The organism is Aquabacterium commune, from assembly GCF_004362855.1.
Taxonomy (GTDB): domain Bacteria; phylum Pseudomonadota; class Gammaproteobacteria; order Burkholderiales; family Burkholderiaceae_C; genus Aquabacterium; species Aquabacterium commune.
The window spans coordinates 126,981-153,276 of the sequence record NZ_SNXW01000006.1; the positions used below are offsets into that span (position 1 = coordinate 126,981).

Sequence of the window (26,296 nt, forward strand, 5' to 3'; positions counted from 1 at the left end):
TCGCGGCCGCCGTGCTGCTCGCGCTGTCGCTGCCCACAGGTGCGGCGCCAGCAACCGCCGCACCGCCCGCCGATGCCGCCTGCGCCCGCCCCGTTTACCTGACCATCGACACCGGCCACATGGGCGTGGCGCCGCTGGTCGCTGACGTGCTGGCGCGCCAGGGTGTGAAGGCCACGTTCTTCCTGGCCAACGAACGCACCCAGGCCGTGGGCCCCCGCCCCGAAGGCAGCACGCTGGACGATGCCTGGTCGCCTTGGTGGCGGCAGCTGGCCGCCCAAGGCCATGATTTCGGCTCCCACACCTGGGAGCACGTGGTCTGGCGTGCCGACGAGGCCGGTGGCTTCCGCGTGCAGCCCACCGCGGGCCCGCGCAACGGCCAACGCCTGCACATGGCGCCTGCCGACTACTGCGAGCAACTCGCCCAGCCCGCGCGCCGCTTCGCGCAGATGACCGGCCAGCCCATGCGCGCCATCTTCCGCGCGCCCGGCGGCAAGACTTCGCCCGCCTTGCTGGCCGCCGCCCAATCCTGCGGCTGGACCCACGTGCCCTGGACGCCCAACGGCTTCCTGGGCGACGAGCTCGCCAGTGACCGTTTCCCGAACGCGCGTTTGCTGGCGCGCGCCCTGAAGAACGTGCGCGAAGGCGATATCCTGCTCATGCACCTGGGCATCTGGAGCCGCCAGGACCCGTGGGCGCCGGCCGTGCTGGAGCCGCTCATCGTGGGCCTGAAGGCCAAGGGCCTGTGTTTTGCCACCTTGCGCACGCACCCTCAATTTGCCCGGATCGGCGCGGCGCCTCGCTGAGTCCTGCCGATGTTCGCTGACGTGACCCCATGATCGACGACACCTTCATCGCCCCCCTGAGTGACGCTTTCGGACAGGTCCAGCAATGGCTGTTCGAGGCCGTGGTCCAGCCCCTGGTGTTCGAGGCTGGCCTGGGCAACCTGCTGGAAGACGCCTACACGGCCACCGGTTGGTTGCTGGTCGGCCTGATCCAGGTGCTGGTGCTGCTGGCCGTGATCGGGCCGCTGCAGCGCTGGCGCCCGGTCGATCGGGTGCGTGATTCGGCGGGCGTCTGGGTGGACGTGCTCTACACCGTCATCCACCGCCTGGGCCTGTTCCGCGTGGCCATGTTCTTCTCGGTGGAGCCGCTGCTCGACGAGGTCTTCGGCCAGGCCAGTGTCTGGGGCGTCAATGGCTTCCAGCTCGATGGCTTGCTGGCGCCGCTGTGGCCCGGCGTGAGCGACACGGCCTGGGCCAGCTTCCTGGTCTATTTGCTGGTGTTCGACCTGCTCGACTACTGGATCCACCGCGGCCAGCACCACGCCAACCGCTGGTGGGCGCTGCACGCCGTGCACCACAGCCAGCGCCACATGACCATGTGGAGCGACAACCGCAACCACCTGCTCGACGACCTCCTGCGCGACGTGCTGATCGCCTTCACCGCCCGCGCCATCGGCGTGCCCCCGGGGCAGTTCGTGGCCCTGGTGGCCGTCACCCAGCTGGTGGAGAGCTTCTCGCACGCCAACCTGCGCCTGAGCTTCGGCTGGCTGGGCGAGCGCCTGCTGGTCAGCCCGCGTTTCCACCGCCAGCACCACGCCATCGGCATCGGCCACGAAAGCGAAGGCCCGGGCACGCTGGGTGGCTGCAATTTCGCCGTGCTTTTCCCGGTGTGGGACGTCATCTTTGGCACCGCCCGCTTCGACGGCGGCTTCGAGCCCACCGGCATCCGCGACCAGCTGCCCGATCAGGGCGGGCGCGACTACGGCCGCGGTTTCTGGGCCCAACAGTGGCTGGGTTTGCGTCGCCTGGTGGGGCGCGATGCCGTCTGATGCCTCCCGCGCTGAGCCGCTGCACCCAGCACCCTTCCTGCCGGGTGTGCCCGGTGCGCTGGACGCGGCCTGGCGGGCGGCCCTGTATTGCTTTTTGCCGCGCGTCATCTTCCTGTCCTGGCTGCCGCTGGTGCTGGCGGGCGTGACGCTGGGCGGCCTGGGCTGGTGGGGCTGGGACGATGCCAATGTGGCCGTGCGCCAGGCGCTGGACGGCTGGTCGGTCAGCCACACGATGCTGTCCTGGCTGGACGCCATGGGCTGGGGCGGCTTGCGTTCCATGCTCGTGCCCTTGCTGCTGGTCCTGCTGGCCGTGCCCATCGTCGTCGTCGTGTGCCTGCTGCTGGTGGCCGGCCTGATGACGCCCGCGGTGGTGGGCCTGGTGCGCGCGCGCCGGCTGCCGCAGCTGCAGTCGCGCCACACGGCGCCATGGTGGCAGTCGCTGTGGTGGTCGGGTGGCGCCACGCTGCTCGCCCTGGCCGCGCTGGTGCTGACGCTGCCGCTGTGGTTCGTGCCCTTTTTTGCCTTGCTGGGCCCGCCGCTCATCTGGGGCTGGCTCACCTACCGCGTCATGGCCTTTGACACCCTGGCCGACCTGGCCACGCCCGAAGAGCGCCAGACCCTGCTGCGCCTGCACCGCACGCCCTTGCTGCTGATGGGCGTGGTGTGCGGCTACCTGGGCGCCGCGCCGGCCGCCTTGTGGGCCCTGAGCGCCTTGACGCTGGTGCTGGCGCCGCTGGTGCTCGTGGCCTCGGTGTGGCTCTACACCCTGGTGTTCGTCTTCTCCAGCCTGTGGTTTGCGCATTACCTGCTGGGTGCGCTCGCAGCCTTGAGAGCCGCCCCCACCACATCTTCCAACCTGACGCAGCCTGCCACACCATGATCGGACTCATCATCATCGGCGACGAGATCCTCAGCGGTCGCCGCCAGGACAAACACCTCGCCAAGGCCATTGAACTGCTCGGCGAGCGCGGCATGGCCGTCTCCTGGGCGCGTTACGTGGGCGACGAACCCGAGCGCATCACCGCCGACATCCGCCACGCCCTCGACAGCGGCGACGTGGTGTTCTCGTTCGGTGGCATCGGCGCCACGCCCGACGACCACACCCGCGCCTGCGCCGCGCGTGCCCTGGGCACCGAGTTGGCCCTGCACCCTGTGGCCCGCGAGCTCATCCTGGAACGCTGCCGCGAGATGGCGGCCCAGGAAGGCGTGCCCTTCGAGCCCGATTCGCCCGACACCCTGCGCCGCCTGGAGATGGGTTGGTTCCCCGTGGGCGCCAGCATCATCCCCAACCCCTACAACCGCATCCCGGGCTTCAGCCTGCGGGGCCGCGTGCACTTCGTGCCGGGCTTTCCCGTCATGGCCTGGCCGATGATGGCCTGGGCGCTCGACCACCTCCACGCCGACCTGCATGGCAGCCACCGCATGGACGAGCATGCCGTGGTCGTGTACGGCGCCATCGAGTCGCGCCTGACGCCGTTGATGATCGACATCGAGGCGCGCTTTGCCCCCGTCAAAGTGTTCAGCCTGCCCAGCGTGGACCACCCGGTGCATGGGCGCCACATCGAGCTCGGTGTCAAAGGCCGTGGCGAGGCGGTGACACTGGCTTTCGAAGCCCTGCTGCAAGGCCTGAGCGATGTTGGTGCGTCGCTGGGCCCCAAAACGGTGCGCGCATCTGCCGCATGACTGTTGGCGCACCAAAATGGCGCATTGAACCGGTGCGCCAGGCGCCGACGGCCTTTCACCATGCGGGCTTTGGTTCGAATCGGTGCGACCGAAGCTGCGCAAGACACCCATCTGCGGTGCCCTGCGCCCCCTGCGCGAAGCTGACACACGGTTGAGGCACGCTTTCTGCTATTACACTGCGCGCTGTTTCCGAGATTGAGACAGTCTCCCTTTTCTTCTTGCTTTCACAAGCCTGTTGCTAGGAGCACCTGATGGCCAACAAGACCGTCGCCGACGTGATGAAACTGGTGAAGGACAACGACGTCAAGTTCGTTGATTTCCGCTTCACCGATACCCGTGGCAAAGAGCACCACACCACGGTGCCCGTGTCCCACTTCGACGAAGACAAATTCACTTCGGGCCACGCCTTTGACGGTTCGTCCATCGCCGGTTGGAAGGGCATCGAAGCCTCCGACATGCTGCTGATGCCGGACCCGAACACAGCCAACGTCGATCGGTTCTTCGAAGAGCCCACCCTGCTGCTGACCTGCGACGTCATCGACCCGCACGACGGCAAGCCCTACGAGCGCGACCCCCGTTCGCTGGCCAAGCGCGCCGAAGCCTACCTGAAGGCCTCGGGCCTGGGCGACACCGCCTACTTCGGCCCGGAACCCGAATTCTTCGTGTTCGACGGCATCCGCTGGGGCAACGAGATGTCCGGCAGCTTCTTCGAAATCCAAGCCGAAGAAGGCGCCTGGAACACCGGCACCAAGTACGACCACGGCAACACCGGCTACCGTCCCACCGTCAAGGGTGGCTACTTCCCCGTGCCCCCCGTGGACTCCGGTCACGACATGCGCTCGGAGATGTGCCTGATCCTCGAATCGATGGGCATCCCCGTGGAAGTGCACCACCACGAAGTGGCCAACGCCGGCCAGATGGAAATCGGCACGCGCTTCAGCACGCTGACCCAGCGCGCTGACTGGCTGCAGTTGCAGAAGTACATCATCGTGAACGTGGCCCATGCCTATGGCAAGACCGCCACCTTCATGCCCAAGCCCATCGTTGGCGACAACGGTTCCGGCATGCACGTTCACCAGTCCATCTGGAAAGACGGCAAGAACCTGTTCGCAGGCGAAGGCTATGCTGGCCTGAGCGAATTCGCGCTGTACTACATCGGCGGCATCATCAAGCACGCCCGTGCCCTGAACGCCATCACCAACCCCGGCACGAACTCGTACAAGCGCCTGGTGCCTGGTTTCGAAGCCCCGGTGAAGCTGGCCTACTCGGCCAAGAACCGCTCGGCCTCGATCCGCATCCCCTACGTGTCGAACCCGAAGGGCCGCCGCATCGAAGCGCGCTTCCCCGATCCTTCGGCCAACCCGTACCTGGCCTTCGCCGCGCTGATGATGGCCGGTCTGGATGGCGTGGAAAACAAGATCCATCCGGGCGAAGCCGCCACGAAGGACCTCTACCACCTGCCGCCGGAAGAAGACAAGCTGATCCCGACCGTGTGCCACAGCCTGGACCAGGCCCTGGAGCACCTGGACGCCGATCGTGCCTTCCTGACCAAGGGCGGTGTGTTCACCAACGAATACATCGATGCCTACATCGACCTGAAGATGCAGGAAGTCACCCGCTTCCGCCAGGCCGTGCACCCTGTCGAATTCGACATGTACTACTCGCTGTGATCCGCCTCGCGCGGTCCAAGCAGGAAGGGCGACGCAAGTCGCCCTTTTTTTCGCCCTCATTTTTCGTTTGCGCGGTGTCTGTGTGTTGTTTCCTGCGAGCGACGTCCGTTGGCGTCGGGGCATACTGGCAGGCATACTGAAGTGAGGATGGGCAAGATGAAGGATGGGCGCCAGATGCCGATGCGCGTGCTGCTGAACGCTGTGACATGTGCCGTGGCCGGTGGGCTCTGGATGGGCGGCCCCGTGGCCCATGCCGAGGACAAGCCCGTTTACCGCTGCCCTGGCAACCTCTACACCGATGCCATGACCGCCCGCGAAGCGCGTGACAAGGGCTGCAAAACGCTGGACGGCGCGCCCATCACCGTCATCCAGTCGCCTGTGCCAAGGGCCAATGCCGGCCCCCGTCCTGCACCTCCTGCCGGCCAGGGCGAGCGCGTCGGCACCGAAGACCAGAAGGCCCGTGACAGCGATGCCCGCCGCATTCTGGAGGCCGAGTTGCGCAAGGAAGAAGACGCCCTGGCATCGCTGCGCAAGGACTTCAACGACGGCCAGCCCGAGCGCCGTGGCGACGAGCGCAACTACCAGAAGTACCTGGACCGCGTCACCGAGATGAAGGCCGCCATCACGCGCAAGGAGTCCGATGTGGCCGCCCTCAAGCGCGAGCTGGGCAAGTTCGGCGCAAGCCGTTGAAGGCCTTTTTTGACGAAACCCGCACGACGTTCATGACGGAAGACACCCACCTGGCCGCGGGCCTGGACGCCTTTGACTTCCTGGCGACCATGGTGCTGGTGGTGGAGCCCGATGGCCGCTGCCTGTTCGCCAATGCCGCTTTCGAGGAGTTGCTCGGTCTGTCGCGGCGCAGCGTGCTGGGCGAGTCTGTGATGGGCTGGTTCGTCGATCCTGGCCTGTTCAAGGAGGTGTTGACCGCGGTGGCGCGCAACGACTTTGCCACGAGCCGGCTGCAAGGCCACCTTCGGCGCCATCTGCATGGCACGCATGGCGCCGGCGAGCCCTTGCCTGTGCAGGTCATCGTCACGCGCCTGGGGCCCGGCATCGGGCAGGCGCAGCGCCTGCTGGTCGAGCTGGTCGAGGTGGAGCAGCAGACCCGCCAGGAGCGCGAAGACCGCGCCCAGGACCAGGTCCAGGCCAACAAAGAGCTGATCCGCAACCTGGCCCACGAGATCAAGAACCCGCTGGGCGGCATCCGCGGCTCGGCGCAGCTCCTGGAGATGGAGCTGGAGAACAAGTCGCTGACCGAGTACACCCAGGTCATCATCCACGAAGCCGACCGGCTGCAAGCCCTGGTGGACCGCCTGCTGGCGCCGCACCGCCGCCCGCACGTGGTGGGCGACGTCAACATCCACGAGGTCTGCGAGCGCGTGCGTTCGCTGATCCTGGCCGAGTTCCCCAAAGGCCTGCGCGTGCAGCGCGACTACGACACCTCGCTGCCCGATTTCCGCGGCGACCGCGAGCAGCTCATCCAGGCCGTGCTGAACATCGCGCACAACGCGGCGCAAGCGCTGTGCGATCGCATCGCTGCCGGTGACGCCGTGCTGACCCTGCGCACGCGCGTGGCCCGCCGCGTCACCATCAACCGACAGTTACACCGCCTGGCACTGGTCTTGCATATTGAGGACAACGGCCCTGGCATCCCCCCAGCCATCCGAGACCGCGTTTTCTACCCCCTGGTGTCTGGGCGTGAAGGCGGATCGGGACTGGGGCTGACCTTGGCACACACCTTCGTTCAACAGCATCAAGGCACCATCGAATGCGACAGCGAGCCCGGCCGCACGGTGTTCAGAATCCTGATCCCCATGCCGTGATCCGTGGCGGCGTTGTCGGCGATGGGCCCGTGCGCAACCTTCTGTCAGCATGAAACCCATCTGGATCGTTGACGACGACCAATCCATCCGCTTCGTGCTTGAGAAGGCACTGGCCCGCGAGGAGCTGCCGGTCCGCAGTTTCACCAACCCGCGGGACGTGCTGGCGGCGCTCGACGACGACGAGCCGCAGGTGCTGGTGTCTGACATCCGCATGCCGGGTGGCTCGGGCATCGACTTGCTCAGCAAGGTCAAGGAGCGCTTGCCGGGGCTGCCCGTCATCATCATGACGGCGTACTCTGACCTCGACAGCGCCGTGTCGGCCTTCCAGGGCGGCGCCTTCGAGTACCTGCCCAAGCCCTTCGATCTGCCCAAGGCGGTGGAGCTCATCCGCCGCGCGGTGGACGAGAGCCTGCGCGAAGAAGTCATCGACGAGCGCGTCACGCAGATGCCCGAGATGATGGGCCAGGCGCCGGCGATGCAGGATGTGTTTCGCGCCATCGGTCGGCTCAGCCAGAGCAACGTCACGGTGTTGATCACCGGCGAGTCGGGCTCGGGCAAGGAGCTGGTGGCGCGCGCGCTGCACAAGCACAGCCCGCGTGGCAACGGACCCTTCGTGGCCATCAACACGGCGGCCATCCCGAAAGACCTGTTGGAGTCCGAGCTGTTCGGCCACGAGCGTGGCGCCTTCACGGGCGCCCAGACCATGCGCCGCGGCCGCTTCGAACAGGCCGATGGCGGCACGCTCTTCCTCGATGAAATCGGCGACATGCCGTTCGATTTGCAGACGCGCTTGCTGCGGGTGCTCAGCGACGGCCAGTTCTACCGCGTGGGCGGCCACCAGCCGCTCAAGAGCAATGTGCGCGTGATCGCGGCCACCCACCAGAACCTGGAAGAGCGGGTGCGCCTGGGCGGTTTCCGCGAGGACTTGTTCCACCGCCTCAACGTGATCCGCCTGCGCCTGCCGGCACTGCGCGAACGCCGCGAGGACATCCCGACGTTGACGCGGTTTTTCTTGCAAAAAAGTGCAAAGGATCTGGGCGTCGAAGCCAAGCGGATCTCCGATGCGGCACTGACCCAGCTCACCCTGTTCGACTTCCCTGGCAACGTGCGCCAGCTGGAAAACGTCTGCCATTGGTTGACGGTGATGGCGCCTGCGCAGGTCGTTGACATCAAGGATTTGCCGCCCGAGTTGCTGGAGTCTCGCTCGCCTGGTTCGTCGGGGCAGGGTGCTTCGGCGCATGGCGTCGTGGCAGCCGCTCACGGGTTGCCCGCAGGCGCGGTGACCGCTCCCTTGGGGGATGTCGCAGCGGTACCGGCAGGGCTGGCGAATGCCGCACCAGCCGTGGCGCCGGGTGCCACCATGGCATCGGGCGAGGTGTCCGATGCGCCACTGCCGACGGCCGCAGAGCCCGTGTCCATCGGGGTTGCGAGCGCATCGGCGGTGTTGGGCGGCGCGGCGCCGGCCTGGTTGCAAGCGTTGGAACGCGATGCCCGTGCGCGCCTGGAGGCGGGACAGCCTGAGGCCTGGGACGCGCTGACGCGCCAGTTCGAGGCCTGCCTCATCCGCACCGCGCTGGACCTCACGCGGGGCCGCCGCATCGAGGCCGCACAGAAGCTCGGCATTGGCCGCAACACCATCACGCGCAAGATCCAGGAACTCGGCATGGACGACTGAGGCATGGGGCAGGCGAGGGCGCAGCCTGGCGCCTGACCTGCCCATGCGGTGGCCATTTTCGAGGCAAGGCCTCGGACCCTGTCAACCGAGCGGGCCTGCCCTGCGCTACAGTCAGAGCCGCTTGCACGCGCCGTGCGTGTCCTGACCGTTCCAGGTGCCCCATGACCGTTGATTCCTTTGATCCGTCGTCCCATCCTTCCCAGGCCGCTCGCCGTGGCCTGCGCCTGGCCGCATCGGCCGCCTGTGTGGCGGTCGCTACCCTGCTGGGCGCGTGTTCCACCACCAGCCCCGACGTCATCAAGCCGGGAGACGCCCAGCGCCTGTCCCAGGTGGCCGATGCCGTCGTGCTGAGCGTGCGCACCGTCACCGTCGAGGGCTCGCAAAGCGGCCTGGGCGGTGCCACTGGTGCCGTCGTCGGTGGCATCAGCGGCAGCGCTGCCAGCAGCAACAGCAAGAGCGCGGCGGTCGCGGCCGTGGTGGGTGCGGTGGTGGGGGGCGTGGTGGGCAACACCGTGGAGCGCTTTGGCACCCGCGAAGACGCCCTGGAGATCCTGCTGCAAATGCCGAACGGCGAGCGCCGCGCCATCGTCCAGGCCAAGGGCTCGGAGACCTTCAACCCGGGTGACCCCGTCATCCTGGTGACGACCGGTGGCAAGACCCGCGTGATGCTGGCACCGCGCGTGGCTGCACCCGTGGCCCCCAGCGCGACCACTGCACCCCGCTGAACGCGGCGCTGCCGTCTCATCAGTTCCACCCATCCCGCATCCCTTGGGGCCCGAGTGGCTGGCGCAAGGGCCGGCCGCTTCGCGCGCCTGAGGGCTTTCAGACCCCAGGAGAGCCTGCCGTGCTGCACCCCGAACACCGTCCTTCCCCGTCTGCGTTGAGCGCCTGGCGCGTTGTGAGCCTGGCCAGTGCGCTGGCCTGTGGGTTGACGCTGTCGCCCTCGGCCTTCGCTGCCCATGCGGCTCGGCCAGCGAAGGCGCCTACCGTGGCTGCCGAGGCCTCGGCAAGGGCCCCGCGCGGCTCCTTGCAGCCGGTCGGCATGGTCGAGGGCATCCGCGAGTACCGCCTGCCCAACGGCCTGCAGGTGCTGCTCAACCCCGACGACTCCAAGCCCACGACCACGGTCAACATGACCTACCGCGTCGGCTCACGCCACGAGAGCTACGGCGAAACCGGCATGGCGCACCTGCTGGAGCACCTGTTGTTCAAGGGCTCGCCGCGGCACCCGCAGGTGTGGGCCGAGTTCAACAAGCGCGGCTTCAGTGCCAACGGCAGCACCTGGTACGACCGCACCAATTACTTCGCCAGTTTCGCGGCCAACGAGGACAACCTCCAGTGGTATCTGCGGTGGCAGGCCGATGCCATGGTCAACAGCTTCATCGCCCGCAAGGACCTCGACAGCGAGATGACCGTGGTGCGCAACGAGATGGAGATGGGCGAGAACGACCCGGGCCGCGTCCTGATGGAGAAGACGCTGTCGGCCATGTACCAGTGGCACAACTATGGCAAGTCCACCATCGGCGCCCGCACCGACGTGGAAGGCGTGGACATCTCCCGGCTGCAGGCCTTCTACAAACGCCATTACCAGCCCGACAACGCCACGCTGATCATCTCCGGCAAGTTCGATGCGGCCAAGGTCCTGGCCTGGGTGCAGCAGGCTTTCGCGGCCGTGCCCAAGCCCCAGCGCGCGCTGCCGCCGCTCTACACCCTGGACCCGGTGCAAGACGGCGAGCGCAGCGTGACCCTGCGCCGCGTGGGCGGCACGCCCCTCTTGTTCGCAGGCTACCACGTCATGCCCGGCGCCCACCCTGATTACGCGGCGGTGTCCCTGCTGACCACCATCCTGGGCGACAGCCCCTCGGGGCGCCTGCACAAGCAGTTGGTGGACAAGCAACTGGCCGCCTCGGTGTTCAGCTTCTCGGAAGGCCTGGCCGACCCGGGCTTCATCCTGCTGGGGGCGCAACTGGGCGCTCAACAAGACGCCGATGCTGCTGCCAAGGCCTTGCTGGCCGCGGGCGAGTCGTTCGCGCAGCAACCGGTGACGGCCGAAGAGCTGGCCCGCGCCCGCGCCAAATGGCTCAAGGACTGGGATGCCGGTTTCGCCGACCCGCAGCACGTCGGTGTGGCCTTGTCCGAATCGGTGGCGCAGGGTGACTGGCGCCTGTATTTCCTGATGCGCGACCGCGTCAAGGCCATCCAGCTGGCCGATGTGCAGCGGGTGGCGCAGCGCTACTTCGTCACTGCCAACCGCACCTTGGCGCAGTACGTGCCGACGCCGCAACCCGTGCGTGCCCCGGCGCCACAGCGCGTGGACGTGACCGCCGAGCTCAAGGGCTTTGAGGGCCAGGCCGCGCAGGCGCAGGCCGAGGTGTTCGAGGCCACGCCGGCCAACATCGACGCCCGCACCCAGCGCTTCGCCTTGCCCTCGGGGATGAAGGTGGCCTTGCTGCCCAAGACCACGCGCGGGCAGGCCGTCAAGGCCACGCTGACGCTGCGTTTTGGTACAGCCGAGAGCCTGGCGGGTTGGGGTGAGGTGCCCAGTGCGCTGGCCGCTTTGCTGGACAAGGGCACGGCCCAGCTGAGTCGCCAGCAGGTGCAGGACCGCCTGGACGCCTTGCAGTCCGACGTGGCCTTCTCGGCCGGCCCGGGTCAGTTGAATGTGGCCTTGTCGAGCCGGCGTGAGCACCTGCCAGCGCTGATGGCGCTGGTGTCCGACTTGCTGCAGCAGCCCAGCCTGCCAGCCGATGTGCTGGAGGAGGTCCGCAGCCAGGCGCTGGCCGGCATCGAGGCGCAGCGCAAAGAGCCCGAAGCCGTGCTGGCCGAGGCCATGTCCCGCCATGGCGACCCTTACCCGCTGGGCGATGTGCGCCATGCCCGCAGCTTTGACGAAACCGTGGCCGACTGGCAGGCCGTGAAGGCCGAGCGGGTGAAAGATTTCCACCAGCGCTTCGTGTCGGCGGTGAACGCGCAGTTCTCGGCCGTGGGCGACTTCGATGCCGCAGCGGTGCGCGCGGCCCTCACGCAGGGCTTGGGCGCCTGGCGCAAGCCTGAGGCGTCCGCCGAGCCTTTCGCGCGCATCCCGGACCCGCTGGTGCCCGTGCCGGCTGTGCGCCTGGTGCTGAGCACGCCAGACAAGCAGAACGCGACGATGTCGGTCCAGCAGGCCTTGCCCTTGAGCGACCGCGATGCCGACTACCCGGCCCTGATGCTGGCCAATCACCTCCTGGGCGGCGGCGGCGACTCTCGCTTGTGGAACCGCATCCGCGAACGCGATGGGCTGTCTTACAGCGTGTACAGCAGCATCCAGTGGCACCCACAGGAGGCCCACTCTGCCTGGGCGACCACGGCGATTTTCGCGCCGCAAAATCGAGACAAAGTCGAGACAGCTTTCCGCGAGGAAATAGAACGTGCGCTCAAGCAGGGTTTCACGCAGGCGGAGTTCGAATCCGGCAAACGTGGCTTGTTGAGTTTTCGCAGATTGGGGCGTGCGCAGGATGCGCGTCTGGCGGCGGGCTGGGTCAGCAACCTGTATCTGGATCGGGATTTCGCCGTGTCAGCGCGCGTGGATGCGCAGCTCGAAGCCTTGACCTTGGCGCAGGTGAACGCGGCCTTGCGTCGTCACCTTCAGCCTGCGCAGTTTGTGTTTGGCTTTGCCGGTGATTTCAAGTGAGTGAATGAACCGCCGGGTGCGGTGAGCGGGCGCCAAACAAAACAGCCGGGTTTGTCGCCCGGCTGTTTGCGTGGTGCTGGCTGAAGGGGGCTGCAGGCCAGGTGCAGACCCCATTCAACTCACGGCATTTCAAATGGCAAAATCTTCGAGTTTCTTGCCGGTTGCAACGGCAGCTTGAACCCACTTGGGTTGCAGGCCGCGGCCCGTCCAGGTTTCGCCGGTGGCCTGGTTGCGGTATTTGGGCGCAACCTTGCGGCCAGCGGTCGGGGCAGCGCCCGTGCCAGCTTGCTTGCCGGGCTTGAGGCCCAGGTCGGCCACGGTCAGGCCGTGCTCGGCCAGCAGGTTTTTGATTTGGGCGATCACGCCGGAACGCTCGGCACGGCGTGCGTCTTGCAGCTGCTTCTCAAGTTCGATGGCTTGTTTTTCCAGTGCAGCTTTTTGTGCGAGAAGTTCTTGGTAGTTGCTCATGTTCTGTCCTTGATGCCCTCTGGGGGCTGGGCTACTTATTTATTGTCAGGGCGGATGGTTCGCCCGCTCACCGGATCATCGGCAAATGCGGCGAGCCTCCACCGTTCGGCCGAACAGCTCGGCTCATCTGGCTAGGGTCAATTCTATACACAAAATATTTGTGCGCGCAATTGTCCATGCAGCGTGCATCTTGTCAGATTGTGTGAATTTGAGTGAATACCCTGTGATGCTTCGTCAATTGCTCGACAGTTTGCGACCATTCTGGCGCTGCACTTCTTTTGACACCGTCTCACCCAGTTGCGCCACCGCGAGGGCGTAATAACTGGATTGGTTGTAGCGCGTGATGGCGTAAAAGTTCACGGTGCCGGCCACGTAACTGGGGGCCTGCCCGCCGTTGTGGAGCTGCACCAGTGCCAGCAATCCGGGGTGCTTTTGGCCTGCTGCAGACAGGCTGGCGCCGTGGCTGGCCATTTCTGCGGGCGTGAAAATCGGAAGGATGTCGGGGGTCAGCAGGGTGTCGAGGTCACCGGAGGGCGGCGGCGGGGTCACGGCGAAATACGTCGCCTGGCCTTTTTGCCAGCCATGCTCGGCCAGGTAGCGGGCCACGCTGCCGATGGCGTCCACGGGGCTGTTGACGAGGTCGATGCGGCCATCGCCATCGAAGTCCACCGCGAGTTTGCGTTGCGAGCTGGGCATGAATTGCGGCCAGCCCATGGCGCCGGCGAAGGAGCCGCTCATGCGGGTCGGGTCGAGCCCTTGTTCTTTGCACAAGAGCAGGAATGCGCCGAGCTCGGTTTTGAAATACGCGCTTCGGTCGCTGCGCCCGCGGGGGAAATCCAGCGTGAGCGTGGTCAGCGCGTCCAGCACGCGGTAGCGGCCCATGTTGCGGCCGTACAAGGTTTCAACGCCGAGCACGCCGATGACGATGTGGGCCGGCACGCCATAGGTCTCTTCGGCGCGGCTCAAATCGGCAGCGTGTGTTTGCCAGAAATCCACGCCGGCTTGCACCCGCCTGGTTTCGATGAAGCGCGCGCGGTAAGCACCCCAGTTTTTGGCCGTGGGGGTGGGCGCCGGCATCATGAGTTTGGGCACGCTGGCCTGAAACCTCGCTTGCGACAGCACAGACCACACCCAGACTGGGTCCAGCGACAGGTTCTGTGCCAGTTCGGTGGCGAGAGCCTCGGCGTCTGCGCGCGTGGCGTAGCTGTCAGCGTCTTCTCGGCTGGGCAGGCGTTGCTCTTGCAGGTTAGCCGATGCGATGGCCCTGGTCTGGGTGGCTTCTGCGTCTGTGGCTGGCATCGTCGCCAGGGTGGTCGGCTGCGGCATGGCGCTCGATGCGGCGCTCGGTGGGGTGTCGGGTGTGCTGCGCGATGCCATCGGCACGGTCACTGGCGGGGCATCAAGGCGGACTGTGCTGCCACACGAGGCGAGGCACAGCGTGGTGCACAGCAGCCAGCTGGTTCGGACCATCGGGGGGGGCGTCATGGGGGCAGGGAGCTTGGAGGGCATGTCGGGGCGATGGGGCTGAGTTTGTGCGGACCGCGTGGGCGAGATTTGTCCAGGATTCTGGCTTGTGCGATGGCTTGCGCGATGGCCTGATCGATCGCCTTGCGCATGGCCTGCCTGGCGCCGAAGCCTGGGGCGTGTGCCATGGGTGCGGCGCCGTAGCGCAGGGCATCGAGCGTTGTCAGGGCTTGCAGCAGGGCGGCATGGGCGGCCGGCCCCTCTGGCGCCAGCGTGCCGATGGCGGTGGTGCTCAGTTGGCGTGACCAGGCCAGTGCGGCTGCTGGCGCGGGGCTGTTGTCCGGGGCGTCAAAGCCCGCAGCCAGGAGCGCTTGGTGCAGCCGCACCATCGGGCGGTGCCAGGCCGAGCGCGGCGTGCGCGGGCGTCGCCACCAGAGCCAGGCCAGCCCGCCCAGCGACAGCAGCACGAGCAGCCCGGCGCACACGCGCATCAGGTCGGTCCAGTCGGGCGAACTCACGCCCCAGCGCGACAGCATCGACATCTGCTGGTTGCGCGAGTACTGCAGCACCCAGATGTTCCAGCGGTGGTTGGCCGCGTCCGTGTAGGCGCGCACACCGCTCCAGAACGCCGGGTCCAGCTTGGACAGGGTGGCCGGCAGGCCCTGGGCGTTGCGCAGAGGCGGGCGCGGCCGGTCGATGCGCTCGGGCGCCACCGCGGCCGTCGGGTCCACGCGCACCCAGCCCAGCTCTGGCTGCCAGTACTCGGCCCAGGCGTGGGCATCGCTGTTGCGCACGACGTAGAGGCCATCGACGGGGTTGAGCTCGGCACCCTGGAAGCCCGTGACGACGCGTGCTGGCACGTCCATCGCCCGCATGACGACGACGAAGGCTGCGGCGAAGTGTTCGCAGAAACCGCTGCGCCGGTCGAGCCAGAAGCGGTCCACCTGGTGGAGCACCGGTTGCCCCTGGTCATCGGGTGCGTCATCGCCCGGGCTCAGGGTGTAGCGAAAGCCAGCTTGGCGGATGTGGCGCATCAGCGCGATGGCCAGGGCGCTGCCATCGGCGTCCCGGAGCGCTGGGCTGCTGCGCATGTCGGCGGCCCAGGCCAGGGTGCGTGGGTTGTAGCCCCGCGGCAGCTGGACCCATTGGCGCAGGGCCAGGGCGTCGGGGTGTGTCGGGGCCTCCCGGGCCATCAGCCGTGCGAGGCCATCGATCTGGCTGCGCTCGGTGACGGGTCGCTCGGCCACCCAGCTCAGGCCAGCGCGCTGCAGCACGGGTTCGGTCAGGGGCGGGGAGGGGGAGGCTTCCAGGGTGCCATCCAGCAGGGGCACCGAGCGGAGCTGGTTGGGCTCCAGCGTCATCTGGTAGCGCACGGCGCGCCCCTCGGCGGACACGGTCGTGGCGGCGTCGCTGCCCGCGTGTGGGGCTTGCCTGGGCTGCAGCGACACATCACCGTTCGGGCTTTTGCGCGGGTGTTTGCGCAGGCCGGGCAGGGAGGAGGTCCAGCTCTGGCCGTCGAAGAGGTCCAGCACGGGGCCGCGGAAGTAGAGGTCGCTGGGGGTGGGTGGTGTGTCGAGGAAGCGCACGCGCAGGGCCACGCTGTCGTCCTGGGCGAGTTCGGCCACACCGCCCATGCGCATCTGCTCGGACAGCCCGGTGCGTGTGCCGGAATCGGCCGGCACGCTCCACAGCGGCCCGAAGCGCGGGAAGAAGATGTAGAGCGCCACCATCACCGGCACGCCCATCACCAGGCAGCGTCCGGCTGCGGCCATGGCGGCCCCCAGGCTGGGGCGTCCCACCGTGCGCTGCGCCAGCACCAGGGCGCTCAGCAGGCCGAGCAGCGCCAGCAGCATCAACAGGGCCATGCCGATGGCCTGGGAGAACAGGAACTGCGTGAGGATGAGGAAAAAGCCCAGCGAGGTGACGACGAAAGCGTCGCGCCGGGCGCGCAGTTCCAGCGTTTTCAAGGCCGCCAGGATGGTGACCAGGGTGACACCCGCCTGCCGCCCGAACAGGGACTGGTAGCTCATGAGCGTCAGGCCCACGCAGGCGATCAGGCTGACCATCAGCACCCAGCGGGGCGGCAGCGGGGCGTCGCGCCAGGCCAGGCGGCCGCGCCAGGCGATGGCGGCGGCTGTGCCCAGCGAGCACCACAGAGGCAGGCGTTCCAGGTGCGGGGCGATGCACAGGGCGAGCACCGCCAGCAGCCACAGGGTGTCGCGGCCATCGCGGCTCAGGTGAGGGGCCCTCAGGATGGCGCTCATGCTGGCTTCCGTTCAGCGCCTGATGCCGTGCCGGCGGGTGTCCAGGTGGCCAGCGTGTCCAGGCACTGGCGCAGGTGATGCGGGCCTTTGGCGCAGGGCAACGACACGCCGGGCAGGCGCAGGCCATAGGCCGGGCCGTTGCCTGTGGCATCTTGCTCGGCCTGCAACAGCCAGCTGGCCAGCCGGGACAGGCGCGCCTCTGCCGCCAGGCTCTGCAGGCCGGGGCTTTGCGCGTAGTCCAGCCAGAGGTCGGGCGTGCGGCCACCGGCAGGTTCTCGGCTGACCAGGTTGCCGCCGGTTGCCAGAGCGCGGGTGGATTTCTTCCAGGCCACCCAGCGCAGCGGGTCACCGCGGCGGTGGTCGCGCAGGCCTTCGGGCATGTCGGCATCGCGTGCCTGGGCGGTGGGCTGGGGCTCGCGGCTGTCTCTGCCTGGCAGATCTGGCAGGGGTGGGGCGTGGGCCTCCAGCGCAGGCCAGACCAGCACCCGCGACTGCGGCCGCCAGAAGGCCCAGGCCCGGAACAGGCCCAGCGGGTAGCGGGTTTCGATGGTCAGTCGGGGCAGCTCCAGCCAACCGCGGTGCAGGGTGGGCACATCCACCTCGACGCTGCCCTCGCTGCCCGGTGGCAGATCGAGGTGCTGCGGCGTGCTGCTGGCAGCCAGCTCGCGTGGCAGGCTGCGCGTGTCCACGCTGATCAGCAGGCCGTAGCGGCCCAGCCGGCGGTGCTGGTTGTTCAGGGTCAGCGGCAGGCGCAGCACCTGGCCTGCGTGCACGCTGTGCAGGCTTTGCAGGCGCAGGCTCACACCCTGCAGGTTGCCGTGGGTCTGGTAGAGCGCTGCCATGCCGGCACCGCCCAGCAGGAAGGCCAGCGCATAGCCCAGGTTCACCTGCTCGTTGATGGAGGCCAGCAACAGCACCATCACCACCACCGCGAAGCTCAGGCCCGCGCGCGACGGCAGGATGTAGAGGTTGCGCTGCGTCAGGCGGATCTGGTCCTGTCGGGGCAGCCGGGCCTCCCACCAGTCCGTCCAGCGCTGGCGCAGGGCGTTCACCATGTTCGGTGGGCGCGCCTTCATGGCACCGGGGTGGCCTCCAGCAGCGCGCGCGCCTGGGCGGCGGCGCTGCGGCCGGACTGGCTCAGCACCTGCAGGCGGTGGGCCACACCGGGCACCCACAGCACCTGGAGATCTTCGGGCGACACGTGCCCGCGTCCCATCACCAGGGCGCGTGCCCGGGCCAGACGCAGCAGCGACAATCCCGCGCGCGGGCTCAGGCCTTGGGCGAACCAGCGGCCATCGCGTGTGGCTTGCAGCAGGGCCTGCAGGTAGTCCAGCAGGGCCTCCGAGACGTGCACTTGCGCGAGGCAGGCCTGCCATTGCTGCCACTCGCTGGCGCCCATCACGGGACGGATGTCGTGCAGGGACTGTCGGCGGTCGGCACCCGTCAGCAGGGCGCGCTCGGCGGCGGCATCGGGGTAGCCCAGCGACAGGCGCATGGCGAAGCGGTCCAATTGCGATTCGGGCAGCGGGTGCGTGCCCAGTTGCTCCACCGGGTTCTGTGTGGCGATGACGAAAAATGGCGAGGGCAGGGGGCGGGTTTCGCCCTCGGCCGTGACCTGGCGCTCTTCCATGGCCTCCAACAAGGCGCTCTGCGTGCGCGGGCCGGCCCGGTTGATTTCATCGGCCAGCAGCACCTGGGCAAACACCGGCCCCGGGTGGAAGACGAAAGCTTCCTTCTGGCGCTCATAGACGCTCACCCCGATCAGGTCGGAGGGCAGCAAATCGGCGGTGAACTGCACCCGCGAAAAGCTCAGGCCCAGCGAGCGGGCCAGCGCCTGCGACAGCGTGGTCTTGCCGACACCCGGGATGTCTTCGATCAACAAGTGGCCGGACGCCAGCAGGCAGATGACGCTGAGCGTGACCTGCTCGCGTTTGCCCACGATGATCGTGCTAACCTGATCAATGAGCGAGGTGAGCTGTCGGACGTTCGGTGAGGCGGGTCCGGCCGATGCGCCTGGCGGGTTCATGTCATTGCGGAGCATGGCAGCACCTTAACCCAATCCCGCACGGTGTGCGGCGCACTTCTGACCCATGACCACCGGCTATTTTTCACACCCGGACTGCCTGTCGCACGACATGGGCGCAGGCCACCCGGAGTGCCCCGCGCGCATCCACGCCATCGAAGACCACCTGCGGGCCGTCGGGCTGGACATGCTGATGCTGCCGCAGGACGTGCCCATGGCGTCCAACCAGGACCTGGCGTACGCCCATGACCTCAACTACGTGCTGACGCTGGACGACTTCCTGCAGCAGCTCGAAGCCACCGGCGAGACCCGCGCCCTCGACCCCGACACCTGGGCCTGTCCGGGCACGCGCTCGGCGGCCTGGCGGGCGGCGGGTGCAGCGGTGGCGGCCACAGACGCGGTCATCGACGGTAAGTTGAGCAACGCCTTTTGCGCGGTGCGCCCGCCTGGCCACCACGCCACGCACGACCAGACCATGGGCTTTTGCTTCTTCAACAACGTCGCCGTGGCCGCGCGCCATGCGTTGGACGTGCGCGGCTTGAAGCGCGTGGCCGTGGTCGATTTCGACGTGCACCACGGCAATGGCACCGAGGACATCCTGGCCAACGACGACCGCGTGCTGATGGTCGGCCTGTTCCAGCACCCCTTCTACCCCTACAGCGGTGCCGAGAGCCGCGCTGGCAACATGGTCAACGTGCCGGTGCCTGCGCGCAGCGACGGCCGGTTGGTGCGCGACGTGGTGGACAGCTACTGGATGTACCGCCTGGAAGAATTCAAGCCCGAAATGATCTTCATCTCCGCTGGCTTCGACGGCCACCGCGAAGACGACCTGGGTGGCCTGGGGCTGGTCGAGGCCGACTACGCCTGGATCACCGCGAAAATCATGCAGGTCGCCGACACCCATGCCCAGGGCCGCATCGTCTCCTGCCTGGAAGGCGGCTACAACCTCAGCGCGCTGGCCCGCAGCGTGGCCGCGCACGTGCGCACCCTGATCGAAAACTGAGCGTTCTCCGCACAGCCAAACACCCGAGCCTCTGTGTCCTTGTTCGCCTCCCTGTTGTCGATGCCCATGAGTGTGAGCACCCCGCACGCCTCCCACCCGATCAGCGCCGAAGAGCTCGGCCAGCTCCTGACCCAGTTGCAGCAACCCTCCGTCTTGGCCGAGGTGGCCGCGCTGGCCGGCTGCCTGGGCCTGGCATGGTTGCTGGTGCGTTTGTGGCGGGGGCAGCAGTCCGAGCCCACGGCCATCTGGTTCGGCCGCAAGGTGGTGGACGGCATCCTGTTCCCGATCGTCGCCCTGATGCTGGCCCTGGCCGCGCGCCGCGCCCTGATGGAAGTGATGCCGTTGCCGGTGTTCCGGCTGGCCATTCCCGTGCTGTCCTCGCTGGCGGTCATCCGCCTGACGGTCAAGGTGTTGGGGGCGGCCTTCCCCAGCTCGCACGCGGTGCGGGTGGTGGAGCGCACCGTGTCCTGGCTGGCCTGGCTGGCCACGGTGCTGTGGATCACAGGCGTGATGCCCTTGTTGCTCGATGAGCTCGATCAAATCACCTGGAAGATCGGTTCTGGCGAAGTCAGCCTGCGCAAGGTCATCGAGGGCACGCTGAGCGCCATCCTGGTGATGATCCTGTCGCTGTCGCTGTCGTCGGCCATCGAATCCAAGCTGCTCAAAGGCGCCACCGACAACCTCTCCATGCGCAAGATGGCGGCCAACATCCTGCGGGCCCTGTTGCTGGTCACCGGCTTGATGCTGGCGCTGTCCGCCGTGGGCATCGACCTGACCGCACTGTCGGTGTTCGGCGGGGCGCTCGGCGTGGGCGTCGGCATGGGCCTGCAAAAGCTCGCGGCGAATTACGTCAGCGGCTTCGTCATCCTGGCCGAGCGCTCCTTGCGCATCGGCGACCTGGTGCGCGTGGACAACTTCGAGGGCGTCATCACCGACATCAACACGCGTTTCACGGTGCTGCGCTCCTCCTCGGGGCGGGAGTCCATCGTGCCCAACGAGGTGCTCATCACCCAGCGTGTGGAGAATGCGTCGTTGGCCGACCGGCGCGTGCTGCTGACCACCGTGGTGCAGGTGGCCTACGGCACAGATCTGAACGTGGTGATGCCCGCTTTGCAGACCGCGGTGCAGGCCGTTGCGCGGGTGCTGCAGGACCCGGCGCCCTCGGTGCTGCTGTCGAATTTCGCCGCCGATGGCCTGGAGCTGACCGTTGCGTTCTGGATCGCCGACCCAGAAGCGGGCCAACTCGGTGCGCGTTCGGCCGTCAACCTGGCGCTGCTCGACACCCTCAACCGCCTGGGCGTGGACATCCCCTTCCCGCAGCGGGTGGTGCACCAACTTGCGCCCATGGTGCCGCCGCAGGTGTCGCCGTCCGTGCCCGTTGAGGTATCCTCAACGACATCATGATGTCATCTTTGTACCTGTTTGCGCGCGGCCACCGCCTCCTGACGGCCGCCGTCGTGCTGTTCACGCTGGCCCTGGCCTGGCTGTTGGGCGATGGCTGGGGCCTGTTGTTCGCCGGTCTGATGGCCGCGTTCGCCGCCCTGCTGTGGCGCGATGCCCCCCGTGCCGTGCCCACCCAGAGCGGCGCGGTGCTGTCGCCCGCCGATGGCCGCGTGGTGCGCATCGAGAAAGCACGTGACCCCTATGCCAACCGCGACGCGCTGCGCATCAGCGTGTTCATGAACTTCTTCGACACCCACGCCAACCGTGCCAGCGTCGATGGCGTCATCCGCCAAGTGCAGTATTTCCCGGGTGCGGCCATCAGCGCCGACCTCGACACGGCCTCGACCCGCCACGAACGCAACGCCGTGGTCATCGAGTCCAACGGCGAACTCGTCACGCTGGTGCAGGTGGCCGGCCTGATCGCACGGCGCATCCTGTGCACCGTCAAGCCCGGCGACACGCTGACCCGCGGCCAGCGCTACGGCCTGATCCGTTTCGGTTCGCGCGTGGACATCTACCTGCCGCCCCACGCCGTGCCCAAGGTGGCACCCGGCGAGCGCGTGTCGGCCACCACGACCATCCTGGCCACCCTCGCGGCTGCATGAAGAATGCATGAACCACGCATGAGCTCAACCGACGCCCAAGCCCCCCTGCCCGAGGACGCGCCCGAGCTGCACCGCCCGCGCCGCAAGGGCATCTACATCCTGCCCAACCTGTTCACGCTGGCCGCGCTGTTTGGCGGCTTCTACGCCATCGTCATGGCCATGAACGGCCAGTTCGAGCAGGCCGCGGTCGGCATCTTCTGCGCCATGGTGCTCGACAGCCTGGATGGCCGCGTCGCGCGCATGACGAACACCCAGAGCGCCTTCGGCGAGCAGATGGACAGCCTCTCCGACATGGTCTCGTTCGGTGCTGCACCCGCGCTGATTGTCTATGAGTGGGCGCTCAAGGGCATGGGCAAGCTCGGCTGGATCGCTGCCTTCGTGTACTGCTCGGGCGCCGCACTGCGCTTGGCCCGCTTCAACACCAACATCGCCGTGGTGGACCGCCGCTTCTTTCAGGGCCTGCCCAGCCCGGCCGCTGCCGCCCTGGTGGTGGGCTTCATCTGGGTGGTAACCGACGCCGGCTACAGCCCGCAGACCACGCCCTGGTTGATCTGGCTGGCCTGTGCGCTGACGCTGTACGCGGGCCTGACCATGGTCACGAACATCCCGTTCTACAGCTTCAAGGACGTCAGCTTCAAGCGCACGGTGCCCTTCATCGTGATCGTGGCCATCGCCCTGGGCATCGCCGTCATCACCATCCACCCGCCCATCGTCCTGTTCGCCATCTTCATGTTCTATGGCCTGTCGGGCTACGGCGTGTTCATCGTCAAATGGCGCCGCGGCCGTCCTGTGAGCGTGATCTCCACCTCCACCGACGAGCCCGACGAAGAAGGCCTGCACCGCTGAGACCCCCATGACCGACAAGCTCATCATTTTCGACACCACCCTGCGCGACGGCGAGCAATCGCCTGGCGCCTCCATGACCCGCGAAGAAAAGCTGCGCATCGCACGCCAGCTCGAGCGCCTCAAGGTGGACGTGATCGAAGCCGGTTTTGCCGCCTCGTCGAATGGCGATTTCGAAGCCATCAAGGGCATCGCCGACGCCATCAAGGATTCCATCGTCTGCTCGCTGGCCCGCGCCAACGACCGCGACATCGCCCGCGCCGCCGAGGCCCTGAAGGGCGCGAACGCCTGGCGCATCCACACCTTCATCGCCACGAGTGCCCTGCACATGGAGAAGAAGCTGCGCATGAGCCCTGAGCAGGTGCTGGAGCAGGCCAAGCAGTCGGTGCGATTTGCGCGCAACCTGACGGCCGATGTCGAGTTCTCGGCCGAAGACGGCTACCGCTCGGACCTCGACTTCCTGGCGCGCGTCTGCGAAGCCGTGATCGCCGAGGGCGCGACCACGATCAACATCCCCGACACGGTCGGCTACGCCATCCCCGAGCTGTATGGCAACTTCATCCGCGAACTGCGCCAGAAGGTGCCGAACTCGGACAAGGCGATCTGGTCGGTGCACTGTCACAACGACCTGGGCATGGCCGTGGCGAACTCCCTGGCCGGCGTGAAGATCGGCGGGGCGCGCCAGGTGGAATGCACCATCAATGGCCTGGGCGAGCGCGCCGGCAATTGCGCGCTGGAAGAGGTGGTGATGGCCGTGAAGACGCGCCGTGACCACTTCGGCCTGGACGTGGGCATCGACACCCAGCAGATCATGTCCGCCTCGCGCCTGGTCTCGCAGACCACCGGCTTCGTGGTGCAGCCCAACAAGGCCGTGGTCGGTGCCAACGCCTTCGCCCACGCTTCCGGCATCCACCAGGATGGCGTGCTCAAGGCGCGTGACACCTACGAAATCATGCGCGCCGAAGACGTTGGTCTGTCGGCCAACAAGATCGTGCTGGGCAAGCTGTCGGGCCGCAACGCCTTCAAGCAGCGCCTGCAGGAGCTGGGCATCGACCTGGACTCCGAAGCCGAGGTCAACGCCGCGTTCGCCAAGTTCAAGGAGCTGGCCGACCGCAAGAGCGAGATCTTCGACGAGGACATCATCGCGCTGGTCGGCGACGAAAGCGTCACCAGCGAGCAGGAGCACTACCGCCTGGTGGCCCTGTCGCAGCGCTCCGAAATGGGCGAGCGTCCGCACGCCAGTGTGGTGTTCGGCGCCGGTGGCGTGGAGCACCGCAGCGAGTCCGACGGCAATGGCCCGGTCGATGCGTCTGTCAAGGCGATCGAGGCTGTCGTGAAAAGTGGCGCGGAAATGGTGCTGTACTCGGTCAATGCCATCACCTCGGGGAGCACAGAATCCCAGGGAGAGGTGACGGTTCGGCTGCAGCACGGTGGCCGGGTCGTCAACGGGGTCGGGTCTGATCCGGACATCGTTGTGGCGTCGGCCAAGGCGTATCTGTCTGCGTTGAACAAGCTTCACAGCAAGGCAGAGCGGGTGGCCGCCCAGGGTTGACCAGCCCCTCGGTGACCGGTTTTTGCCGGGTCACTTCATGAATGACGCGTAAGTCTTTGATCTTGCGCGTTTTTTCATTACACTTCGGTGAGGACGAAAGGGCTGTATCGTGGTTGGCAACAAGCGCAAGATGAATTTCCGCAAGGATCTCTGCCTTCTGGCAGGGGTGATGGCACTGTTGCTGGCACTCGGTTGGTCTGCGCCGGTGCAGGCCAAGGCCACGCGCCAGGCCAAAGTGACCACGTCCAAGACGGTCCAGGCTGCCAAGGCGCCTGCGGGCCGCATCACCAAATCCTCCGCCAAATCCTCCGCCAAAACATCGGTCAGAGCCGCAGCCAAACCTTCTGGCAAGGCCGTGGCCTCCTCGGCCCGGGCTTTGTCAAGCGCAGCCGTTCATCGCAAAGGCCGTGTGCGTCAGTTGGGTGCGGTCGCCAGACCGTTGGCCCTGGCAAGGGCGGAAGCACCTGCGCAGGCACAGGCGCCCCTGATGCCAATTTCGGTGAAGACCCCGGCCGGCGTGCCGCTGAAGCCGTCGGCCACCGTGGCTGCGGCATCAGGTGCCACCGGCGCTTCGTTTGGCCAGATCTATGGACTGCACCACACGTCCGACCCGCTGGACCTGAAATCCAGCGTGGCCCTCGTCATGGACCAGGAGACCAACGAGGTCGTGCTGGCCAAGAATTCCGAGGCGGTGCTGCCGATTGCTTCCTTGACCAAACTGATGACCGCTGCCGTCATCGTCGATGCGCGCCTGCCCATGGACGAGGACATCACCGTCACCAGCGACGACGTGGACACCGAGAAAAACAGCAGCTCGCGCCTGGCCGTGGGCGCCACGCTGACCCGCGGCGAATTGCTGCACCTGGCGCTGATGTCGTCGGAGAACCGCGCCGCCCATGCGCTGGGCCGCACTTATCCCGGTGGCTTGCAGGCTTTCGTGTCGGTGATGAACGCCAAGGCCAAGGCCCTGGGCATGCAGGACACCCGCTACGTGGACCCCACCGGTCTGAACAGCAACAACCAGTCCAGCGCGCGTGACCTGGCCGTGCTGGTGAAGGCGGCGTACCAACAGCCGCTCATCCGCGAGTTGTCCACCTCGCCCGAGCACGCTGTGCGCCTGGGCAACCGCCAGGTCCAGTTCCGCAACACCAACAGCCTGGTGCGCAGCCCGGCCTGGGACATCGGTTTGCAAAAGACCGGCTACATCGTGGAAGCCGGCCGCTGCCTGGTCATGCAGGCCAGCATGGTGGGTCGCAAGTACATCATGATCTTCCTGGATTCCACCGGGAAGTACTCGCGTCAGGCCGATGCCGAGCGCGTGCGTCGCTGGCTGGAGCGTGCGCCGCAAAAGACGTCTTCGATCACCACAACGGTGGTGCCAGACGCCGTCGAGATCACCTCCTGAACGACGCCTGGGTTTCTGGCTTCAGACCGGACTTCAGGCCGATGCCGCGTGTTGCCAGCCCAGCAGGGCAGACACGCGCTGTGCGCTGGCCTTGAGGGCGTCCTGCCACTCGGGCGGCACGCTGCTCAGGTGGGACACGTTCAGCGCCAGGCTGGCCACCACGCCGCCCAGGTCGTCGTGCACCGGGGTGACGATCACCTGCAGTTGCGGGTCGGCGCTTTCGCTGTCCATGGCGAGGCCGCTCTGGCGCACCAGGCCCAGCTCGGTCTGCACCAGCTCGTAGCGCGTGCCCTGGGCCGCACACAGGGCGCGCAACACCACGGCAGATTCATTGAGCAGCAGCACCTTGCCCGCGGCACAGCCGGTCAGCGGCAGGCGCAGGCCCATCACGCGGGTCACTTGGACGCCAGAGCGCTCGGTCACGGTGCGCTCCACGCACAGGGCCTCGTCCTCGTGCCGCACGAACAGCGACACCGGGTGCCCGGTCATGCGGTGCAGTTCCTGCATGGGGCGCACGGCCAGTTCGCGCACGTCCAGGCGCGATTTCACGAGGTTGCCCAGCGTCAGCAGGCGGATGCCCAGGCGGTAGGCGCCCGGGCCCGATCGCTCCACCAGGCCACCGACGGCGAGGTCGTTGAGGATGCGGTGCGCGGTCGAGGGGTGCAGGCCCGTCTGCTCGCTGATGGACTTCAGCGAGATGGCATCGCCTTCGTGGGCGAGTGTCTCCAGCAGAGAGAACATGCGGCCGATCACCTGGATGGAGGTGCTGTCTGGTTTGGGGTCGCTCATGGGTTTTTCTCCGCGGAATCACGTTTTGGAAAGTGGGATTCCTGAGCAATCGGCGAAATAATCGGCCGCTTGAGCGTTGATC

At 67.2% G+C, this 26,296-nt stretch carries 22 protein-coding genes; 16 read left to right on the top strand and 6 right to left on the bottom strand.

The window, feature by feature from the left end; translation table 11 throughout:
* The first annotated feature begins 23 nt into the window (after positions 1-23).
* From EV672_RS11485 to EV672_RS11530, 10 genes are all read left to right on the top strand, one after another.
* Entirely contained in the window at positions 24-803 is a 780-nt protein-coding gene (locus EV672_RS11485) for a polysaccharide deacetylase family protein (RefSeq protein ID WP_243738667.1), read from the top strand.
* 47 nt (positions 804-850) lie between these two features.
* Entirely contained in the window at positions 851-1,831 is a 981-nt protein-coding gene (locus tag EV672_RS11490) for a sterol desaturase family protein (RefSeq protein WP_133609588.1), read from the top strand.
* Positions 1,821-2,711, top strand: a complete 891-nt coding sequence (locus tag EV672_RS11495) for an EI24 domain-containing protein (protein ID WP_243738643.1) — start codon at positions 1,821-1,823, stop codon at positions 2,709-2,711. The genes EV672_RS11490 and EV672_RS11495 overlap by 11 nt, the downstream gene beginning before the upstream one ends.
* Complete coding sequence (locus EV672_RS11500) at positions 2,708-3,514, top strand: competence/damage-inducible protein A (protein WP_133609337.1); 807 nt, start codon at positions 2,708-2,710, stop codon at positions 3,512-3,514. Before EV672_RS11495 ends, EV672_RS11500 begins: the two co-directional genes overlap by 4 nt.
* Before the next feature lie 251 nt (positions 3,515-3,765).
* Positions 3,766-5,184, top strand: coding sequence for a type I glutamate--ammonia ligase (gene glnA / locus EV672_RS11505; protein WP_133609339.1), 1,419 nt, complete (start codon positions 3,766-3,768; stop codon positions 5,182-5,184).
* A 147-nt stretch (positions 5,185-5,331) separates the two neighbouring features.
* Positions 5,332-5,874, top strand: coding sequence for a hypothetical protein (locus EV672_RS11510; RefSeq protein ID WP_341770484.1), 543 nt, complete (start codon positions 5,332-5,334; stop codon positions 5,872-5,874).
* Between the two features lie 32 nt (positions 5,875-5,906).
* On the top strand, positions 5,907-7,007 hold the full coding sequence (gene glnL, locus EV672_RS11515; RefSeq protein WP_133609341.1) for a nitrogen regulation protein NR(II): 1,101 nt from the start codon (positions 5,907-5,909) through the stop codon (positions 7,005-7,007).
* A 49-nt stretch (positions 7,008-7,056) separates the two neighbouring features.
* Positions 7,057-8,682 carry a nitrogen regulation protein NR(I) gene (ntrC, locus tag EV672_RS11520; RefSeq protein WP_133609343.1) on the top strand — a complete coding sequence of 542 codons (1,626 nt, stop codon included), beginning with the start codon at positions 7,057-7,059 and terminating at the stop codon, positions 8,680-8,682.
* A 161-nt stretch (positions 8,683-8,843) separates the two neighbouring features.
* Complete coding sequence (locus EV672_RS11525) at positions 8,844-9,407, top strand: glycine zipper 2TM domain-containing protein (RefSeq protein WP_133609345.1); 564 nt, start codon at positions 8,844-8,846, stop codon at positions 9,405-9,407.
* Positions 9,408-9,616: 209 nt separating this feature from the next.
* Positions 9,617-12,355: a M16 family metallopeptidase gene (locus EV672_RS11530; RefSeq protein WP_424923152.1), complete on the top strand. Its 2,739-nt coding sequence runs from the start codon at positions 9,617-9,619 to the stop codon at positions 12,353-12,355.
* 129 nt (positions 12,356-12,484) lie between these two features.
* Here the strand turns inward: EV672_RS11530 and EV672_RS11535 are convergent, their stop codons facing one another.
* From EV672_RS11535 to EV672_RS11555, 5 genes are all read right to left on the bottom strand, one after another.
* Positions 12,485-12,823: an H-NS histone family protein gene (locus tag EV672_RS11535; protein WP_133609347.1), complete on the bottom strand. Its 339-nt coding sequence runs from the start codon at positions 12,821-12,823 to the stop codon at positions 12,485-12,487.
* A gap of 234 nt (positions 12,824-13,057) precedes the next feature.
* Entirely contained in the window at positions 13,058-14,308 is a 1,251-nt protein-coding gene (gene mltB, locus EV672_RS11540) for a lytic murein transglycosylase B (protein ID WP_243738645.1), read from the bottom strand.
* Positions 14,305-16,551 (bottom strand): transglutaminase TgpA family protein, encoded by a 2,247-nt coding sequence (locus tag EV672_RS11545; RefSeq protein WP_133609349.1) that lies wholly within the window; start codon positions 16,549-16,551, stop codon positions 14,305-14,307. The genes mltB and EV672_RS11545 overlap by 4 nt, the downstream gene beginning before the upstream one ends.
* The gene (locus EV672_RS11550; RefSeq protein WP_133609351.1) at positions 16,548-17,627 is read right to left on the bottom strand and encodes a DUF58 domain-containing protein; all 1,080 of its coding nucleotides are present in this window, start codon (positions 17,625-17,627) and stop codon (positions 16,548-16,550) included. Before EV672_RS11550 ends, EV672_RS11545 begins: the two co-directional genes overlap by 4 nt.
* On the bottom strand, positions 17,624-18,577 hold the full coding sequence (locus EV672_RS11555; protein WP_133609597.1) for an AAA family ATPase: 954 nt from the start codon (positions 18,575-18,577) through the stop codon (positions 17,624-17,626). The genes EV672_RS11550 and EV672_RS11555 overlap by 4 nt, the downstream gene beginning before the upstream one ends.
* A gap of 64 nt (positions 18,578-18,641) precedes the next feature.
* Between EV672_RS11555 and EV672_RS11560 the strand changes: the two genes are divergently transcribed.
* From EV672_RS11560 to pbpG, 6 genes are all read left to right on the top strand, one after another.
* On the top strand, positions 18,642-19,577 hold the full coding sequence (locus tag EV672_RS11560; protein WP_133609353.1) for a histone deacetylase family protein: 936 nt from the start codon (positions 18,642-18,644) through the stop codon (positions 19,575-19,577).
* 66 nt (positions 19,578-19,643) lie between these two features.
* Positions 19,644-20,981: a mechanosensitive ion channel family protein gene (locus EV672_RS11565; protein WP_133609355.1), complete on the top strand. Its 1,338-nt coding sequence runs from the start codon at positions 19,644-19,646 to the stop codon at positions 20,979-20,981.
* Positions 20,978-21,625, top strand: coding sequence for a phosphatidylserine decarboxylase (locus EV672_RS11570; protein ID WP_243738646.1), 648 nt, complete (start codon positions 20,978-20,980; stop codon positions 21,623-21,625). Before EV672_RS11565 ends, EV672_RS11570 begins: the two co-directional genes overlap by 4 nt.
* Before the next feature lie 18 nt (positions 21,626-21,643).
* Complete coding sequence (gene pssA / locus EV672_RS11575) at positions 21,644-22,471, top strand: CDP-diacylglycerol--serine O-phosphatidyltransferase (protein WP_133609357.1); 828 nt, start codon at positions 21,644-21,646, stop codon at positions 22,469-22,471.
* 7 nt (positions 22,472-22,478) lie between these two features.
* Complete coding sequence (locus EV672_RS11580; protein WP_133609359.1) at positions 22,479-24,020, top strand: 2-isopropylmalate synthase; 1,542 nt, start codon at positions 22,479-22,481, stop codon at positions 24,018-24,020.
* A 169-nt stretch (positions 24,021-24,189) separates the two neighbouring features.
* Positions 24,190-25,425: a D-alanyl-D-alanine endopeptidase gene (gene pbpG, locus EV672_RS11585; RefSeq protein WP_133609361.1), complete on the top strand. Its 1,236-nt coding sequence runs from the start codon at positions 24,190-24,192 to the stop codon at positions 25,423-25,425.
* A gap of 33 nt (positions 25,426-25,458) precedes the next feature.
* Here pbpG and EV672_RS11590 read toward each other — a convergent pair whose 3' ends face one another.
* On the bottom strand, positions 25,459-26,214 hold the full coding sequence (locus tag EV672_RS11590) for an IclR family transcriptional regulator (RefSeq protein ID WP_133609363.1): 756 nt from the start codon (positions 26,212-26,214) through the stop codon (positions 25,459-25,461).
* Positions 26,215-26,296 lie beyond the last annotated feature (82 nt).

What these genes read in the sequence shown, in the direction of transcription:
- EV672_RS11495 (WP_243738643.1), top strand. Translation starts at nt 1,821, where the DNA reads ATGCCGTCTGATGCCTCCCGCGCTGAGCCGCTGCACCCAGCACCCTTC.
- EV672_RS11500 (WP_133609337.1), top strand. Translation starts at nt 2,708, where the DNA reads ATGATCGGACTCATCATCATCGGCGACGAGATCCTCAGCGGTCGCCGC.
- glnA (WP_133609339.1), top strand. Translation starts at nt 3,766, where the DNA reads ATGGCCAACAAGACCGTCGCCGACGTGATGAAACTGGTGAAGGACAAC.
- EV672_RS11510 (WP_341770484.1), top strand. Translation starts at nt 5,332, where the DNA reads ATGGGCAAGATGAAGGATGGGCGCCAGATGCCGATGCGCGTGCTGCTG.
- glnL (WP_133609341.1), top strand. Translation starts at nt 5,907, where the DNA reads ATGACGGAAGACACCCACCTGGCCGCGGGCCTGGACGCCTTTGACTTC.
- ntrC (WP_133609343.1), top strand. Translation starts at nt 7,057, where the DNA reads ATGAAACCCATCTGGATCGTTGACGACGACCAATCCATCCGCTTCGTG.
- EV672_RS11525 (WP_133609345.1), top strand. Translation starts at nt 8,844, where the DNA reads ATGACCGTTGATTCCTTTGATCCGTCGTCCCATCCTTCCCAGGCCGCT.
- EV672_RS11535 (WP_133609347.1), bottom strand. Translation starts at nt 12,823, where the DNA reads ATGAGCAACTACCAAGAACTTCTCGCACAAAAAGCTGCACTGGAAAAA.
- mltB (WP_243738645.1), bottom strand. Translation starts at nt 14,308, where the DNA reads ATGACGCCCCCCCCGATGGTCCGAACCAGCTGGCTGCTGTGCACCACG.
- EV672_RS11545 (WP_133609349.1), bottom strand. Translation starts at nt 16,551, where the DNA reads ATGAGCGCCATCCTGAGGGCCCCTCACCTGAGCCGCGATGGCCGCGAC.
- EV672_RS11550 (WP_133609351.1), bottom strand. Translation starts at nt 17,627, where the DNA reads ATGAAGGCGCGCCCACCGAACATGGTGAACGCCCTGCGCCAGCGCTGG.
- EV672_RS11555 (WP_133609597.1), bottom strand. Translation starts at nt 18,577, where the DNA reads ATGAACCCGCCAGGCGCATCGGCCGGACCCGCCTCACCGAACGTCCGA.
- EV672_RS11560 (WP_133609353.1), top strand. Translation starts at nt 18,642, where the DNA reads ATGACCACCGGCTATTTTTCACACCCGGACTGCCTGTCGCACGACATG.
- EV672_RS11565 (WP_133609355.1), top strand. Translation starts at nt 19,644, where the DNA reads ATGAGTGTGAGCACCCCGCACGCCTCCCACCCGATCAGCGCCGAAGAG.
- EV672_RS11570 (WP_243738646.1), top strand. Translation starts at nt 20,978, where the DNA reads ATGATGTCATCTTTGTACCTGTTTGCGCGCGGCCACCGCCTCCTGACG.
- pssA (WP_133609357.1), top strand. Translation starts at nt 21,644, where the DNA reads ATGAGCTCAACCGACGCCCAAGCCCCCCTGCCCGAGGACGCGCCCGAG.
- EV672_RS11580 (WP_133609359.1), top strand. Translation starts at nt 22,479, where the DNA reads ATGACCGACAAGCTCATCATTTTCGACACCACCCTGCGCGACGGCGAG.
- pbpG (WP_133609361.1), top strand. Translation starts at nt 24,190, where the DNA reads ATGGCACTGTTGCTGGCACTCGGTTGGTCTGCGCCGGTGCAGGCCAAG.
- EV672_RS11590 (WP_133609363.1), bottom strand. Translation starts at nt 26,214, where the DNA reads ATGAGCGACCCCAAACCAGACAGCACCTCCATCCAGGTGATCGGCCGC.